The organism is Paenibacillus sp. HWE-109 (assembly GCF_022163125.1).
GTDB lineage: Bacteria > Bacillota > Bacilli > Paenibacillales > NBRC-103111 > Paenibacillus_E.
Genome location: NZ_CP091881.1, coordinates 1,616,418 through 1,632,428, shown reverse-complemented (window position 1 = coordinate 1,632,428; position 16,011 = coordinate 1,616,418). Strand labels below are relative to the sequence as shown.

10 protein-coding genes are annotated in these 16,011 nt (G+C 49.4%); 2 read left to right on the top strand and 8 right to left on the bottom strand.

Going from position 1 to position 16,011, the window contains the following annotated elements; translation table 11 throughout:
- Positions 1 to 16: 16 nt before the first annotated feature.
- Positions 17 to 364, bottom strand: coding sequence for a DUF2294 domain-containing protein (locus tag LOZ80_RS06560; protein WP_238170669.1), 348 nt, complete (start codon positions 362 to 364; stop codon positions 17 to 19).
- A 326-nt stretch (positions 365 to 690) separates the two neighbouring features.
- On the opposite strand from LOZ80_RS06560, the gene LOZ80_RS06555 reads away from it, so the two are divergent.
- Together LOZ80_RS06555 and LOZ80_RS06550 are read left to right on the top strand one after the other, a co-directional pair.
- On the top strand, positions 691 to 1,704 hold the full coding sequence (locus LOZ80_RS06555) for an ATP-binding cassette domain-containing protein (RefSeq protein WP_238170668.1): 1,014 nt from the start codon (positions 691 to 693) through the stop codon (positions 1,702 to 1,704).
- Positions 1,701 to 2,516 (top strand): ABC transporter permease, encoded by an 816-nt coding sequence (locus tag LOZ80_RS06550; protein WP_238170667.1) that lies wholly within the window; start codon positions 1,701 to 1,703, stop codon positions 2,514 to 2,516. The genes LOZ80_RS06555 and LOZ80_RS06550 overlap by 4 nt, the downstream gene beginning before the upstream one ends.
- Before the next feature lie 317 nt (positions 2,517 to 2,833).
- Here the strand turns inward: LOZ80_RS06550 and LOZ80_RS06545 are convergent, their stop codons facing one another.
- The 7 genes from LOZ80_RS06545 to LOZ80_RS06515 form a co-directional block, all read right to left on the bottom strand.
- On the bottom strand, positions 2,834 to 4,339 hold the full coding sequence (locus LOZ80_RS06545) for an FAD-dependent oxidoreductase (RefSeq protein ID WP_238170666.1): 1,506 nt from the start codon (positions 4,337 to 4,339) through the stop codon (positions 2,834 to 2,836).
- 501 nt (positions 4,340 to 4,840) lie between these two features.
- A complete protein-coding gene (locus LOZ80_RS06540; protein WP_238170665.1) occupies positions 4,841 to 5,455 on the bottom strand; it encodes a polysaccharide deacetylase family protein in 615 nt (204 codons plus the stop codon).
- Positions 5,456 to 5,628: 173 nt separating this feature from the next.
- Positions 5,629 to 10,560: a sugar-binding protein gene (locus tag LOZ80_RS06535; protein ID WP_238170664.1), complete on the bottom strand. Its 4,932-nt coding sequence runs from the start codon at positions 10,558 to 10,560 to the stop codon at positions 5,629 to 5,631.
- A 142-nt stretch (positions 10,561 to 10,702) separates the two neighbouring features.
- A complete protein-coding gene (locus LOZ80_RS06530) occupies positions 10,703 to 12,232 on the bottom strand; it encodes an extracellular solute-binding protein (protein WP_238170663.1) in 1,530 nt (509 codons plus the stop codon).
- Between the two features lie 77 nt (positions 12,233 to 12,309).
- A complete protein-coding gene (locus tag LOZ80_RS06525) occupies positions 12,310 to 13,191 on the bottom strand; it encodes a carbohydrate ABC transporter permease (RefSeq protein WP_238170662.1) in 882 nt (293 codons plus the stop codon).
- Positions 13,192 to 13,202: 11 nt separating this feature from the next.
- Entirely contained in the window at positions 13,203 to 14,063 is an 861-nt protein-coding gene (locus LOZ80_RS06520) for an ABC transporter permease (protein WP_238170661.1), read from the bottom strand.
- Positions 14,064 to 14,259: 196 nt separating this feature from the next.
- A complete protein-coding gene (locus tag LOZ80_RS06515) occupies positions 14,260 to 16,002 on the bottom strand; it encodes a sensor histidine kinase (RefSeq protein WP_238170660.1) in 1,743 nt (580 codons plus the stop codon).
- Positions 16,003 to 16,011 lie beyond the last annotated feature (9 nt).

Here is a 16,011-nt window from a genome sequence, read left to right as displayed (position 1 = left end):
AACACCGTGGTCTGAACTATTCAATTTGTTTAAGAATGATGTTCGTAATGGCCCATTGTGTTGGCGGATCATAATCTCTTAATACCGCGTCCATGGATAAACCCATCTCTTGTTCCAACTTCTCACGGATTTTCTTCTTATAGATCGAAGACATATAGAAATCCACTTCATGCTTCAATGTTGGCGCCTCGCCTTCAAGTGCCGTGGAACGGGGTGAACGACGATGTTTGGCATGAAAAGTAATGATGTTCTGGTCGATCGATACCTTGAGCAAGGTGGTTCCAAAGCCAAACAACTCTTTAGAAATCTCGTTATACAGGTGACACAGCTTCTTCTTATATTCATTAGAATCTGATAGGGACAATGAAATCACCTTCAAGAACGATTATTGACTTCTACTCTTTAAATCTATCTTAATAATACATAGGATTCCCGAATTAATCAAGCAAATCGTTCGCCTTTTTATCTATATTAGGCTACGTTTCAGAGCACTCTGACTAGAAATGCCCCAATTTCCCGAATATCTATCATGCTTTGTAAGAATTATGCAGCAGCGTTCCCCCAAACAGCTGGTTTACCTTGGTAGCATGTATTGTATTGCAAGTGCTCAATTCCAGATCAACGTTTATATTCAGTTTATAAATGCAAGTTACAATGCTCACATATGAATGAATCAAGGAGGGATTTGCCGTGGAACATGTGTACAGAAAAGAAAGCAATTCTAATTGGGCCGTAGAAGCAAACGGACTCGTCAAAACATTTGGCGAAAATCGTGCGGTAGATGGCGTCCATCTCAACGTACCTACGGGTTCAATTTACGGCGTGCTGGGTCCGAACGGTGCTGGTAAAACCACCACCATTAATATGTTGGCGACTTTACTTCGACCAGATGCTGGGTCAGCGCGAATCTTTGGGCACGATGTAGTAAAAGAGTCACAGATTGTTCGCCAACTGATTGGGGTAACAGGTCAATACGCATCGGTCGACGAATCGCTCAGCGCATCTGAGAATCTGATGATCTTCTCACGGTTGCTTGGGCTTGGACGCGCGGAAGCACGGCGTAAGACGGCGGATTTGCTTGAAGAATTCGGCTTATCGGAGGCAGCGAAGCGGCCGCTGAAAAACTTCTCCGGCGGGATGCGCCGCAGACTAGATCTCGCGGCGAGCCTCATCGCCCAGCCTCCCCTCATTTTCCTGGATGAACCGACGACAGGACTTGATCCGCGCACGCGTTCACAGATGTGGGAAACGATTCGTCGCTTGGTGAAGACAGGGTCCACCATTTTACTAACAACTCAATATCTCGAAGAAGCCGATCAATTGGCAGACCGCGTCGCCGTTATCGATCGTGGACGTGTTGTCGCTGAAGGGACTGTCGACGAGCTGAAAGCTTCCGTTGGTACGTCCTCCTTGCATCTAAGAGTCCAGAATCCTCAGGACATCGAGAAAGCCAGTCAAACGGTTGAACTCGTCTTGCGGGCAAAAGCTGTGGTAACAGCCGGAATGATTACAGCTCCTATGACGGATGCAGATCGCGTTACCGACCTCTTAATTTCGCTACGCGAAGCTGGTATTCATTTGGCGGAGATGAGTGTTCAGAAACCGACTTTAGACGAAGTATTTCTAACCATAACAGGCCAAGGAATTAAAGATGAAACAGCCTCGCCTGATGGTGCAATGAAATTAGAGGAGGCACGAGCATGAGCAGCACTTTCATTAAACCAGGAGCCGAGCGGCAGCTGAAAAATCACACGAGCTTCGGCCAAACAGTCCGCCACTCGCTCACGATGGCTTATCGGGGTCTTCTAAAGCTTCGCCGTACACCTGAACAATTGTTCGACGTCACCCTCCAACCCATCATCTTCACCTTGATGTTTACTTATATCTTTGGCGGAGCGATCTCTGGTGACGTAATGAGCTATTTGCCAGTCATTATTCCAGGCATCCTCGTACAGACCGTGATCACGACCTCTATTGTCACCGGGGTTCAGTTGCGTGAAGACATGGATAAAGGGGTATTTGACCGTTTCAAATCTCTACCTATCGCGCGAATTGCACCACTGGCAGGCGCTTTATTAGCAGATACCATCCGCTATACGATCGCAACTGTGCTCACATTCAGCATGGGCTTCATCATGGGCTATCGGCCTGAGGGAGGCCTAGGTTCCGTTGCCATTGCCGCGGCACTTGTCATCTTCTGCTCTTGGGCAATCAGTTGGATTTTCGCCTTCTTCGGCGTAATTGCCCGGACGGCCTCCAGCGTGCAGGGAATCTCGATGCTTGTTCTCTTCCCGCTAACGTTTCTTTCCAACGCGTTCGTGCCCGTCGACACCATGCCCAATTGGCTCCAATGGTTCGTTAAAATCAATCCGATCTCGCACCTTGTGACTGCTGTCCGAGAGCTCGCCAACACCGGAACTGCCGGATGGGATCTTGTGATTTCGCTCATCGGAGCTATTGTGATCGTAGCAATTTTCGCTCCTATTACCGTTATTGCCTATATGCGCCGCACATAACTTCAATTGACTCAAAGAGGCTGTCCCCAAAGTCAATTTAATGACTTTAGGGCAGCCTCTTTCTTTCAATATTGCACGACATGGAAAAGCTACCGTTAATTTCGGTGTTTTTGTTGGTCTGTCATTCTAATGAACTGCAGGATGCTTATTCACGAGAAAATGGCCACTTTGGCAATCCAATGAACTGTATTAACGTTATCGAGTCATTTATAGGTGGAATGGTGATCATTTGTATGACTTAACGCCTCGAGAATTCGTTAGATTTTCAAAACGAACGATTTTGACCAAATAAAGCGTATTGAGTTCGTAAGGGGGGGCTATGGAAGTGTGAGTTTCCCAATGTCGAGCTGCTTTATTTGATCACCTGATAGATTTTCTATCTTATTTTTCGCATCTGTACCACTCAGCGCTATCCTATATTTGTCCTTTAAATAAGTATGGATATCGTTCATTTCTTGTTCTGTTAGCTTAGTTAAGCCTGGTTCTCCTTTTAGCTTTCCAAGAATGAGACCAATAACTTCTGCAGCTAATGCAGTGTTGGCTTGGATGCGGGCACTGCCGTAAGCGACGGCTGAAGCACCCACATTTTTACCTGCTAGAATGACGTTTGCATATCCTTTAGGAATAAAAGAGCGTAAGGGCATCCCGTACTTGTCAGGATCTCCGCTATGCTGGCCCCACGTATGGGTTGCTGTTCCCTGCAGATCTATGGGGTATCCGCCAATACTGACGTTATCCCAGAACATCCTGCCGCTCATGAGGTCTGATGCTTGCAGGACATATTCCGTTTGGTAGCGGTTGTAATCACGAATGTATAAATAGTCCGGGTAGTCATTGATTTCAGCCTTTTCCCAACCGGGAAGTTGTTGGCGAAGATGAGGTAGGATTCGCACCGTTTCCGATTTCCCCAGATTTATTGCGCTCTGGATACTTTCCTTGTTGGAAGGATCAACATTAAATAGTAAAAGAGCGTTGATCAGCACCTCTCCATCCCGTTGATTGATCGCATTTAACCCACGTAGAAATGCTTCCTTACTGCTTGGCGCGAATTCCCCTCCGACCTTACCGAAGCCCCATGTAAATTTATCAGTAACAGTCGTCGTGGAACCATACCTATCTTCAACTTCTTTTCTGGATAAATCATTGATTCCCGTTTGGAACTTCTTCCAATCCACATTGCGAAATTTCATCATAATCGAAGCAGCCATGTAGTCTTTGGATCCGCCGAATACGGTTTCGATCCCAGGAAGACGCTCTAATCCTAGATCTCTTGTTAAAGCAGCGAAGTCAGTATTCTCTACCCAATAGTTAGCGCTGATGGTTTTTTCTGAACCGTCTGCCGAGCGGTAAGTCAGTGATTTAATGGTTTGCGTTGCCGTTTCATGGCCTGCATCCTTATCCACACGAATAATTGTGACACCAGATTCGATTGGGATCCCTTTAATAAGTGAATTATAGTACTGCTCGAATTCATTCGCCTTACGTATCTCACCCTTTTTATAACGGATAAAAAGAGTCTTCACACTTCCTTGAAGCAGCGAATTGTTGTGGTCATCCACGGGTTCATCCAAAAACTGCATTTGACCTTGAATAAGCTGCCCTCCCGGCTTCTCCCGCGGATCCAAAACAACGACCGACAGCCCTTCATCCACCGCAGCCCTCGCCAAGTACATTCCTTCTATTTCTGAACCAATTACAACAACATGTGTTTGGCTAGAAGTATTCTTCTCCTTGCTAATCGGGACCGTCTGACTTTCACAAGCAGGCAAAAATGATAAACAAACAAAAATCAATACAAATACTACTCTCACGAGTCTCTTCATTGCTTCTCCTTTACATATATTGGATGTTACTTTTATAGACGGGATTTGTGCTCTAAAGTTCAATCATGATCTCAAAACCTGTATGGTGTGAAGGAGGGCTTGGGGGCTTGGGGGTTCAGAACTCAAGACTTTGAGCTTGCCGCTCCATAAAGGGATCCTATTTATAGCGACAAATCTTACTAAGGGGAACTCCAGTACGCTATCTAGGCAAAAAGCAGGGAAGCGAGGGTCATAGCGGAACTACAGGGTCTTATTTCCACGAAAAGCGCTGAATTTCCCAGAAAACAGCAAAATAGCGTACTCCAGTTCCCTCAACCTCGCTAAAATGACACTTTGGGCCGAAATAGCGAACTGTAGTTCCCTTTCTCCCCACGCGAGGCCTCAGTGGTAACTCCTCTATCTTTCATGCAACTATATATACTTTATTTGCGTTCCACATACACGAAAAGAACCTAGCCGTTGGCTAGGTTCTTTTCGAGATCCTCGATCACTATTTTTCGATTATGCTTCCGACATACGCAAGAGCTCACTAACCGTTACAAGCTGATAACCATCTTCCGTTAATTCCTTGGACAAAATTCGAACGGCTTCGATGGTTTGGGAACGGTCCCCAAAGCCGTCATGAAAGAGAAGGATGCTCCCGCATCCAACCTGCTTTCGGGTTGACTCAACAATATGCTCTACGCCAGGCATCTCCCAATCTTTGGCTTCTCCGTTGAGAGCTCCGATGACAAGATACTCCAGTTTGGCAGTAATCGCGTGAACTTCCAAGTTATAGTCAATATATGGAGGACGCATAACAGCAGGTCGACCGCCTGTTACCTGTGTAATTAATTTGTCCGTCTCGACAAGCTCGCGCTCACATTCGTCCAAACTAATTCGAGTCATAAAAGGATGAGAGTAAGTATGGTTTCCAATTTCATGTTTCCTGACATGGACATCCATAGCGGTCTCAGGATAAAGTTCGATTTGTTTACCCATCATGAAAAACGTAGCGTGACCGGAAACCTCATCGAAAATATCTAACAATTGCGGAGTATAGATCGGATTAGGTCCATCATCGAATGTAAAAGCAATAGCTTTTTGAGTTGTTGAAACGCGACGAATGATTTCCATACTTTCAGCCACCTTCTCTCATTGTTGCTCAGGGTTACGATGTAAACCAGTTGATTTCAAAATGATGTGAAAACTGCAACTATTCCTCTCCCCGCATGAACGTTTCTCTGTTAGAGCACGGGGCTTCCTGTGACACTCGTTCTGGTATTGACAAGGCTCCCAGCCACCCTATCTTAGGGTGCTAGCTTTAATTCCCCGAATGCGGATGTATTCGTCCAGTTCGTAGCCTCGCCGGCCCATACCGTCTGGCTTTGTCGACCGTTTCCATCATCCTCGTCATTGTTCGCCACATCGAAGCCGATTATCATTCCGGCGTATGGCGTAAGGCCAAGTGAACTCCACGGAATCGCCATCTCCACACTATATCCATTCGTCGTTGAGGCCCATGCATGCTGCACCCCATTCATGAGGCTTCGAGCCTCGTATAGGGAGTTATCGTTCCAACCTTTGATAAACTGCCGGTCAAAGCTGTCATATGTCGCGCCCTGGTTATGATTTCCGTCAATATAAATCTCGACGGAATCGTCGGAATAGGGCTCCTGTGAGTTGTGGTATAGATTCCCGTCGATGACATTGATTCCGACATATAAATAACTATTATCCCATAATACCCCAAATTGCACCAAATTGTTAGAGGTTCCGATCACATTTTTGTTCGCTTGCTTCGTTATAGCCCATGCCGCTTCGTCCAGCGAGCCATTGATTTGGATGGAGGCACTCGTTTTGGTAACAGGGATCAGCGTGTAAGACGCATCCATCGTAACACTGACTGGATTGCTCGCTGCTGATACGTTGTTTTCCGCATCTTTCGCTTTTACAGTAAAGATGTAGCTGGTTCCTGGCGTTAACCCGGTGACCGTATAGGTCGTGGAACTAACCGTTGCAACCAGATTTCCGCCGTTATAAATTTCGTATCCAGTAACACCAACGTTGTCTGTTGCAGCCGTCCAGGACAATGCCGCCGTCCGGTCAGTGTGCGAAGGTGATGTCAAACTCGCCGGGGATGTCGGAGGCTGCGTATCTCCAATAGAGACGGAGGAAAGCTGTAGGCTGCCGAAGGCGGACGTGTTCGTCCAGTTGTTGTTCGTTCCGGCCCACATCAGCTGGCTTTGCCGGCCGTTGCCGTCGTCCGTATCATTGTTCGCCACGTCGAAGCCGATGGTCATACCGGCGGTCGGCGTAAGGCCAAGCGTGTTCCACGGAATCGCCAGTTCCACGCTGTATCCGCCTGGAATCGGTGCCCATGCATGCAGCACACCGTTTGACATCACTCTCTGCTGCCATAGCGTGCTGTCGTTCCAGCTCTTGACATACTGCTGGTCATAACTGTCATACGTCGTGCCCTTATTGTTGTTGCTGTCGATATAAATTTCAATGGAGTCATCATTATAGGGTTGCACAGAAGTATTGTACAGATTGCCATCGATGACTTTGACGCCCACATACAGATAAGTATTGTCCCAGAGTGAGCTGAATTCCGCCGTATTGTTCGGAGTGCCAATAATCGTTTTCTTCAATGGCTTGAATGAGGACCATACTTGTTCGTCCAGCACTCCATTAACGCTAACGGCACTTATCGTTTTCTTCGCTTGAAACAGATACGGGTCTGTCATGACGCTAAGCGAAGCGCTCGCTCCCGACACATTGCCTGCAGCATCCCTTGCCTTCACACTGAACATGTAATTCGTATTCGCCGTAAGGTTGGTCGCAGAATACGTGTTGGACGCTACCGTTCCTACTAAAGTTGAACCTTGAAACACCTCATATTGGGTTACACCGATATTGTCCAAGGACGCATCCCAAGACAAATCTGCTGTGGTCTCGTTTTTGGACACTAGGCGCAAATTCCCAGGAGCCGTCGGCGGCGTGAAATCGCGATCACGAACGACTTTCACATTGTCAAACTCAACACTCGTTTTGAAGGCATATAGGCCGGTTTTTCCTGAGGTAAGACTCGTATCGTTAACGGATAATTCCTTAAACCCATTCACATAGAAATCGAGTGTGCTGTTGTTTAGAACCGCAGTGAACAAATACACTTCATTCGTCGTCATCGTATAATTTTTCGCAGTTAGAATCGTGACAGCCCCGTTCACCGACTTGCCAATCTGCAGTTTGCCAGCTTTAATTCGGAAATAGTAAAAATTGTTCGGATCGATATAGCGGGCTGTAATACCGGCGGCCAAGTCAATATCATTTTGAGTAAGTTTGATGTTCGTTTCCACGCTGTAGTTGGTATATGTGCTGGTATCGACGGTACTGAACGCATTCGTCGACAGCCAGGAAGATTGCTTGTAAACCTTGGATCCGCCTGATGTTACGACAGACCACGTACCGTTCGCAGGCGTCCATCCATCTGCTACCCCGTCCTGAAAATCGTCACTGAATGCGAGTGTACCGGGACCTGTCGCCGTTGTTGCAGCTAATAGATTGCTAGCTGTTGATGTGCTGCCTGCACCGTCTGCGGAACGAACGGTAACCGAGTACGTTTGGTTAGGCAGAAGTCCTGTGAGTGTATACGTCGTGCCCGAGGTAGCAGCCACCTGTTTGGACCCTACATAAATGTTGTATGCGACTACACCAGCGAGATTCGATGGCGGATTCCAACTCAGGCTGAGGCTCGTGAGTGTCGCTGATGTCATGGTCAGATTCGTCGGTGTGGCCGGCGGAGGCGCTGTCGTCACACTCAGAACATTGCTCGAAGCCGAGAGATTGCCTGCGCCATCTTTGGCTTTCACCGTAAACGAATAGGCGGTGCTAGGGGTTAAGCCGCCAACCGTATACGTTGTGCTCGAAAGCGTTGTCGTGGCACCGATATATACGCCTCCGCTGTATATGTTGTACCCTGCTACACCGGTGTTATCGGTTGAAACCGTCCACGACAGGTTAACGGTTGTGGATGTCTTCGATGGAACTGTCAGGTTCGTTGGCGCTGTCGGCGGCTCTGTATCGGTGCCTTCACTCATCAAGGTATCACCGTAGAAAACACCGGTTCCGTTCGTTCCAATATAGACACGTCCCCACGTCTGACGGTCGCCTTCCATCGTGTTGGCTTCATTGCCAATCGTCGGTTCGGCTACGTCAATCTTCACCCAGGTGGTGCCGAAATCATCGGAGCGGAAAATGCCCACGGTATTATCAACCTTGCCATATACGAAGACTGTGGGATCCGGGAATCCCAGCTTATTTTTACCAAATGCAAACAATGTCGCCTGCTGCACATTCGGAAGCTGCGTCCATGAATCGCCGGCGTTGCTGGAACGCCAGAGACCTCCCCCATCCAGACTGACCCACACTTCGCCCGCCTTACTTGGCGCTGCCTTGATGCTGAAGTACGCGGGAATTTTAGTCGGTGCTTGCGGCATTGTAGACGCTAGTGTCCAATTGGCGCCACCGTCCGTACTGCGGAATAGTTTCCACGTACCTCGTTCTAACAGATAAAACGTATTGTTATTGACGCGGTCTGACGCTAGCGGCTGGTACCAGACCCAGAAATCGTGTACGGTTCCGGAGGGTGCGCCTGTGCCCGTGTTCCATGTTAGTCCCCTATTGGTTGAATAGAGCGGACTTCCGTGCTGCGGAACCCAAACCATCGTCTCGCTTCCGGCGGATACGGCGATGCGGCCCGCCGCACCCGGCGGATTGGGAAACGCCGTCCAGGATGCCCCGTTGTTGGTGCTGTAACCTCCGCCAGCGCCTGTGCTTGCATAACGCGTGGAACCTACCCGGGCGATAAAGTTTGGATTGCTCTCTTGAAAGTCGATGGACACTGTATCACCCAGCGTCGGATTGCCGAGCTTACTGCTTGGATACGTAGAAAGCGAAGTATGACGCAAGCCGTCGACATCGGCGTGCCCGCTCAGCAGCGGTGCACCAATTGGCGTACTGCGCAAAGTGAACGTCACCACTTCTTCGTGGCCCTCTTCGTACGTATACCAGTGGGACGGACTTGCCGTTATATCATCTGTACGCCATGTGCCGTAGAAGTCGGTTAACCAGACACGATTTGGATAATGGGGATCGATCGTCAATGTCGAGGTATTCGCAGAAAACCAATTACTCGTCCACCACGGAACGTCCTGATGTTTGACGAAGGCAACCTTTGTCCAGTCCGTTCCTCCATTGACCGAACGGTAGATCGGCGCCGGTGTAACTGATCCGTCCTCAATGGCCGTCATGATGATATTCGGGTTTGTAGGATCTACGGTAATACCGTTGTATCTCCCCGTCGACGGAGGTGTAATGTCCGTCCATACCCCGTTTGCAAATCTCGCAACGCCGGATTCATAGGTGACATACAGGGTGCCGCCGCCCGCCAGAACAGCCCGACGAGGTGTAAGCGGACTTCCGGTCATCAGCGACCATGATGTCCCGCCATTGACACTCTGGTAAATGCCGGTACCTTTGACCCCGACATAGATGGTTTGAGTCGCAATGCCCGCAGAACCCGTACTCTTATCAAATAAAACAAAATTGAGTCCGGTCGGATCGGCACCGAGGGTCGGGAAATTAGTAACCTGCTCCCACGAGCCTGAGCTGGCACCGGATGTGCTTCTCCACAGCCCGTCATAACGAGTTCCCATATAAATGATTTGACTGTTGTTCGGGTCTACCGCAAGCCGCTCCCCCAAATCTCGTCCTGACCCGTTGCCAAAATGCCTCGGAGCGAATCCTGTTGACGACCAAGTGGTTCCCCGGTCCGTTGATTTCAGAATATCCGCAGGAGCGCCTACATAATTGTACTTGCCCGCTGCGATGTAAACCACATCCGGATTCGAAGAATCAAGGGCGATAGAGTCAACGCCGTACAAATTGTATTTTTCTCTGGGCGTGGCATTCAATAATTGAATCCACTTGTGATTCACATTGTCCCAGCGTAAGGCTCCACCGACGTCGGTACGAATATAGACGAGATCCGGCTCAGTCGGATGAATGGCAATCCCGGTTACAAATCCACCGCCGCCAATGCGCACATTTTGCCAATTGTAAGGCTCTTGCTGAGCGGCATTGACGGAAGAAGCGGTAAATAGAAGCATACCGATCATAAAAAAAAGCATCATGAAACCGTGCAATTTCCACCTTTTCGAAAAATCCAAAGCAATCATCCCTATTCCCTCCCATAATGGATATCATCTTGCTCGACTTACAGCATCCATCCCCCCTTTACTTACTCATATTTTCTTATTAGGCACAGCTGATGCGGCAGCCTGCGCTGGCTAGGCGCCATCGGCAGACTGCCGCACTGCGTTATTTACGAGCAGTCGCGTACCATGTGTTGATTTCGTCGTAGCTCGATTGGCCTCCGGCTTTTTTGAATTTTTCCGTGAATGCGTCAAATCCTGTAAGCTGCTCGCCACCGACGATGATTTTGACCGCATAATCGTTGACCATTTGGCTTAGCTGCGCATTTTCCTTGGAGTAATTCGGGAAATATGGCGCTAATCCAAGCGGATTCTGCTTGAACACATCCGGCTTCTGCAGCTTGTTCAGATATTCCCAGCCCTTGTAAAGCCGATCATCTTTGCGGACGCGCGCCTGCCAATAGATTGGGTATTTGTTTTCGTCGATACCAGACAAATAGTTGCTTGCCGAGCCGCGCTCGTCATTGAAGATCGGCAAAATTGGGTAATAATTTCCGTCCTTGACCGAATGGTGCGTGCCCTCTACGCCGATCGCCATGTTTTTGAACGTATCCGGTTCGAGCTTGGCGTCGATCCATTTGATCGCATCTTCCGGATGTTTGGAAGCTTTCGGTATAAAGGTCAGCCTGTCGAATCCGGATGACTGTGCCAGACCTGCCTGACCGTTTTGGCCTGTCAACGCGGGAATGTAAGCATACGTGGCTTGCGGGAAGTTTTTCTTCAGTGCATCATCGATCTGCGGAATGTCGGCCCAATGCAACACGATCACGCCCGCCTTGCCGTTCGTAAACTTCTCCTTCACCGTTGCGTCCTTGTTGATTGCAAACTCTTGATCAAGCAGCCCTTGTTTGTAAAGATCTGACATGTAAATCAGATATTCCTTAAACGCTGGATTCATAGCGCGGGGTATCAGCTTGCCGTTCACATCGTTCCAATCGTTGACCATGCCGAAGGCGCCGACGATGTTGTCGACCATCGGAACGTCGCCTTTGATGGACATCGGTATGTTCTTGGCTCCGTTACCGCCAGGATCCTTCTCCTTAAATGCCTTGAGGACAGCTAGCAACTCGTCAGGGCTCGTTGGTACTTTCAGACCCAGCTTATCCAACCAATCTTTGCGGATCATCAGGCTCGTGCCGACGGATTCGAGGGTACGCGTCGGAATCGCATAGATTTTACCGTCGACTTTGGCCATTTCCAGCGTCTCTTTGGACAATGACGCTTTGATGTTTTTGCCGTATTTCTCAATAAGCGGAGTCAGATCGACCAGCGCGCCTTTTTTGGCATAATCGGCATAAATCGCTTTGGAACTGCTATCGCCACCCGTTGAGACGACGTCGTATGGCTCGGAGGAAGCGATCAGAAGATTGAGTTTGTCCTCCGGCTTATCTACCGGAAGCGCTTCGTAATTTACTTTGTACCCGGTCTTCTCCTCCAGCATAGCGGCGATCGGATCTTTACTGAAATTGGGGCCCAAGCGCATAAGCGCTTTCAATTCAGGCTTGGGACCAGCATTCGCTGGCTGGGCGGACGGCGCCGAAGAGCTTTTCTCACCTTCGTTATTCGAGCCGCAAGCAGAAAGAAGCATCAAGCTGACCGCTACAGGGAGCGCGACCCATTTCATGGTTTTCATCATCTTTTAAACCCTCCTATATATGAAGTGCAATTTATCATTAAGCAGCGGTATGGATTCCGCCGGCGTTAATGCAGCAATTAGCCTTTGACGGAACCGATCAATACACCCTTAATAAAATACTTCTGAAGGAATGGATATACGAGAAGAATGGGTAGGGTAGATGCCACTACCGTAGCGGCTCGGATACTTTCCGGTGACATATTCATCAGATCGTCGGCCGACTTGTTGAGCGCGTTCGCCGTATCGTTCTCCATCACGATATCGCGCAGATGCAGTTGAAGCGTTTTAAGCGACGGATCGCTGATGTAGAGCATTGGACTGAAGTAGTCGTTCCAGAAGCCGACCGCATAGAACAAAGCGATCGCAGCGAGTACAGGCATACTGAGCGGAAGGATGATGCGGAATAGAATCATATATGTTTTCGCACCGTCGATCCGCGCCGATTCTTCTAACGCTTCGGGAAGCCCTTCGTAGTAGCTTTTAATCACCAGCATATTGAAAACACTGATCATCGCCGGCAAGATAAGAGACCATAGATTGTTTAGCAGATGCAGCTCACGGATCAACAAGTAATTCGGAATAAGTCCACCGTTAAACAACATCGTGAAGACGAATAATATCATGATTCCAGAAATGCCGGGCAAATGCCGCTTAGACAACGGATAAGCGGTGATTGCCGTTACCAAGATGCTCAGAAGTGTCCCCGCTACTGTCACGATGGCCGAAATGACGAAAGCCCGGCCGAATGCGTGAGAAGTGGCGACGTTGACCAGCGTATCCAGCTGGAAGCCGACCGGCAGCAGGTTCACCCGTCCCGATACAAGCGCCCAATCGGAACTGACAGATTTGGAGAACACGTGAATCATGGGCAGTAAGGTAATCAGCCCTAACGCAATCATGAAGCCGTAGACGAAGATGTCTACTACCCAGTCGCTGAACGTTCTTTTACGAATATGCATGTCAGGCCTCCTTACCAGATCCCGCGGTTCAGCAATTTCTTGCTGAGCCAGTTGCCGGAGACGACGAGAATGAAACCGACGATCGAATTGAAAAGGCCGACCGCGGTGCTGAAACTGTAATCCATCTTGCCGAGACCCATTCGGTAGACGAAGGTACCGATGACATCGCCGGATGCGTAGACGGTTGGGTTATACATCGTCAGTATCTGTTCTGTGCCCGCGTCCAGCACCATACCCAGGCGGAGAATGAGCATCAGGATGACCGTCGGCATAATGCCGGGAAGAGAGATATGCCACATCTGCCGCAGCCTGTTCGCTCCATCGATCGAAGCCGCCTCGTATTGCTCCTGCTCGACACTGGCGAGAGCGGCGATGAAGATGATTGCGTTCCAGCCGATTTCCTTCCAGCCTGCCGTGAACACGATGACGCTTCGGAATACGTGGTTATCCATAAAAAATCGGATTGATTCGCCACCGAGCCGTAGAATTACGGAATTGACAAGTCCGTCGGAAGGAGACAAGATCGTCATGAACAAGCCAGAGATGATGACCCAGGACAAGAAGTGAGGCATGTAGATAATCGTCTGGATCGTCCGCTTGAACGCTGGGAACCGAATCTCGTTCAGCAGCAGGGCGATAAGGATGGGTATCGGGAACAGCAACACGATCTTGTATACACTGATGAGCAATGTATTCGTGAACACTTGCATGAATTCTGCAGATTGCATGAGCTTGTGGAACTGCTCAAGTCCGACCCATTTGCTTCCTGCGATCCCATCGAAAATGTTGTATTCCTGAAACGCGATCAAGACTCCGTACATCGGTGTGTATTTGAACAGCACCAGTAATAGCAGGCCAGGCAACAGCAGCATGTAGGTATCGATGTTCCGCCATACCTGTCGCCACCTGCCTTCACGCTTGCGCGAAACCTTGACCTCCCCTGCCTTTCCATTCCATTGTGTGATGAGCTCGCTCATATTGTGGTTGCACCTCCTGCACTTATGGCTTCATTGTACCTGCAGGAGGGTACGTCATGTAGAGGGCAATCCGACACTTTCTAGTCCTATCCTACTTAATTTGTTCCTCTTGCATCGCCTTGAGACGAATGATCACGCAAGTGCCTTCGCCTAATCGGGAACGGACCGTAAGTCCATATTCGTAACCGGCCAGCAGCTTGATTCGCTCGTTCACATTGTAAAGCCCGTACGAGCTGCCACCTTCGGCGTTCAGCAAAGGGCGCGATGTGGACAAGAGGCTGGAGGCTATCTGCTCCTCCATGCCGATACCATCATCTTTGACCATAATCTCAAGCTCGTCGCCATACCGCTTCGCACGAATGCTGATGGTCCCGATTTTGCTCTTGTTCTTGCGGATGCCGTGCAGCAGAGCATTCTCGACAATTGGTTGCAGCGTCAGCTTCGGAATAACGCACCGGCTCGCCTCCGGATCCGCTTCAATCACGAACTCGAATGTCGAAGGGAACCGGTTCTGCTGGATCTCCAAATAGACTCTCGCGAGCTCCAGTTCATCCGCTATGCAAACACGATCCTTTCCTTTATTCAAACTGAGCCGGAAGTAGTCGGACAGACTCTCGATCAGATGACTGATATCGTCGGCTTCGCGGGAGATCGCCAGCCAATTGATCGTATCCAGCGTATTGTAGAGAAAGTGCGGATTGATCTGCGCCTGCAGCGCGCGAAGTTCAGCCTCCCGCTCCAGCATTTTCGAACGGTAAGCTTCCTCCATCAAATCCTTCACCCGATGCACCAAATGATCGACAACCCGCTCAAGCAAATAGAAGTCGCTGCCCCGCTCTTCCAGCCCTTCGACGCCTTCCGTGCGGATCGTCTTGAAGACCGATCGGATCCGGCGATTCATTCCGTTAATAATGAAAGCCATTAACATGAACACGAGAATCAGAAACATGATCGTCATACCGACGATCGTCGCGATGCCGGACCACTGACTTAACGTGGTCGCGCGGTGCGTCAGGCCAGATTTGGGCACCTCCAGCACGAGCCGCCAATCCGCAGTTTTGATGGGGGCACTCACCTCGAACAAGTCCATGCCGCCTTCAGACCGTTCAAGGATTCCTTCACCGGACCCGCTCGTGAGCAGAGCCTTAGTGCCGATCATGGATTGCTCCGCACTGTAAATAATAGTCCCGCTGCGATCCACCATAAAGACACGGCTCTGAGCCGGAAAATCAAGTTCGGATATGATGTCGGCGACCAGCTTCTCGGGAACATCCAGCATAAGCACGCCAAGTGTCTGATCGAAATTTCGCGGGTGTCTCAGCAGGCGGGCACAGGAAAGAATCCGTGCCGGGCCCGAGTCCAGATAGTTTTCTTCGTAGATTCCCGTCCAAACGATGCTGCCGCCCGCTTTCATAATCTCTTCATGCCAAGGGTATTCTTTCAAGTTGTCTAGCGGAAAAAGATTTAATAAATCGAAGCCGTATAGATTCCCCTGATCGGTAAAAACACGTGCCCTGACAATGTCGGGCGCCGTTTGAACGGATTCAAGCAAATTGCGCAGCTCTTTCGACTGGGTGATGCGCTCGATGATCGGATTAGCGGGATCCAAATTCTCATACAGCTTGTGATTCATGAATAAAGAATTGGATGAATTTTGCACATAGTTAAGTCGCGAGTTCAAATTAATACCTGCCTGTTTCAGCGTCTGCTGCATGGTCTGGGTCACCTCCTCCTGCAAAATCCGTGAGGATTGATCATAATAGACGAATAGCATGATGCACGCAGGCAGGAAAATCAGCAGTCCGTAGACGAGCATCCACCTCCTGGCCGCCACAACGCCCTC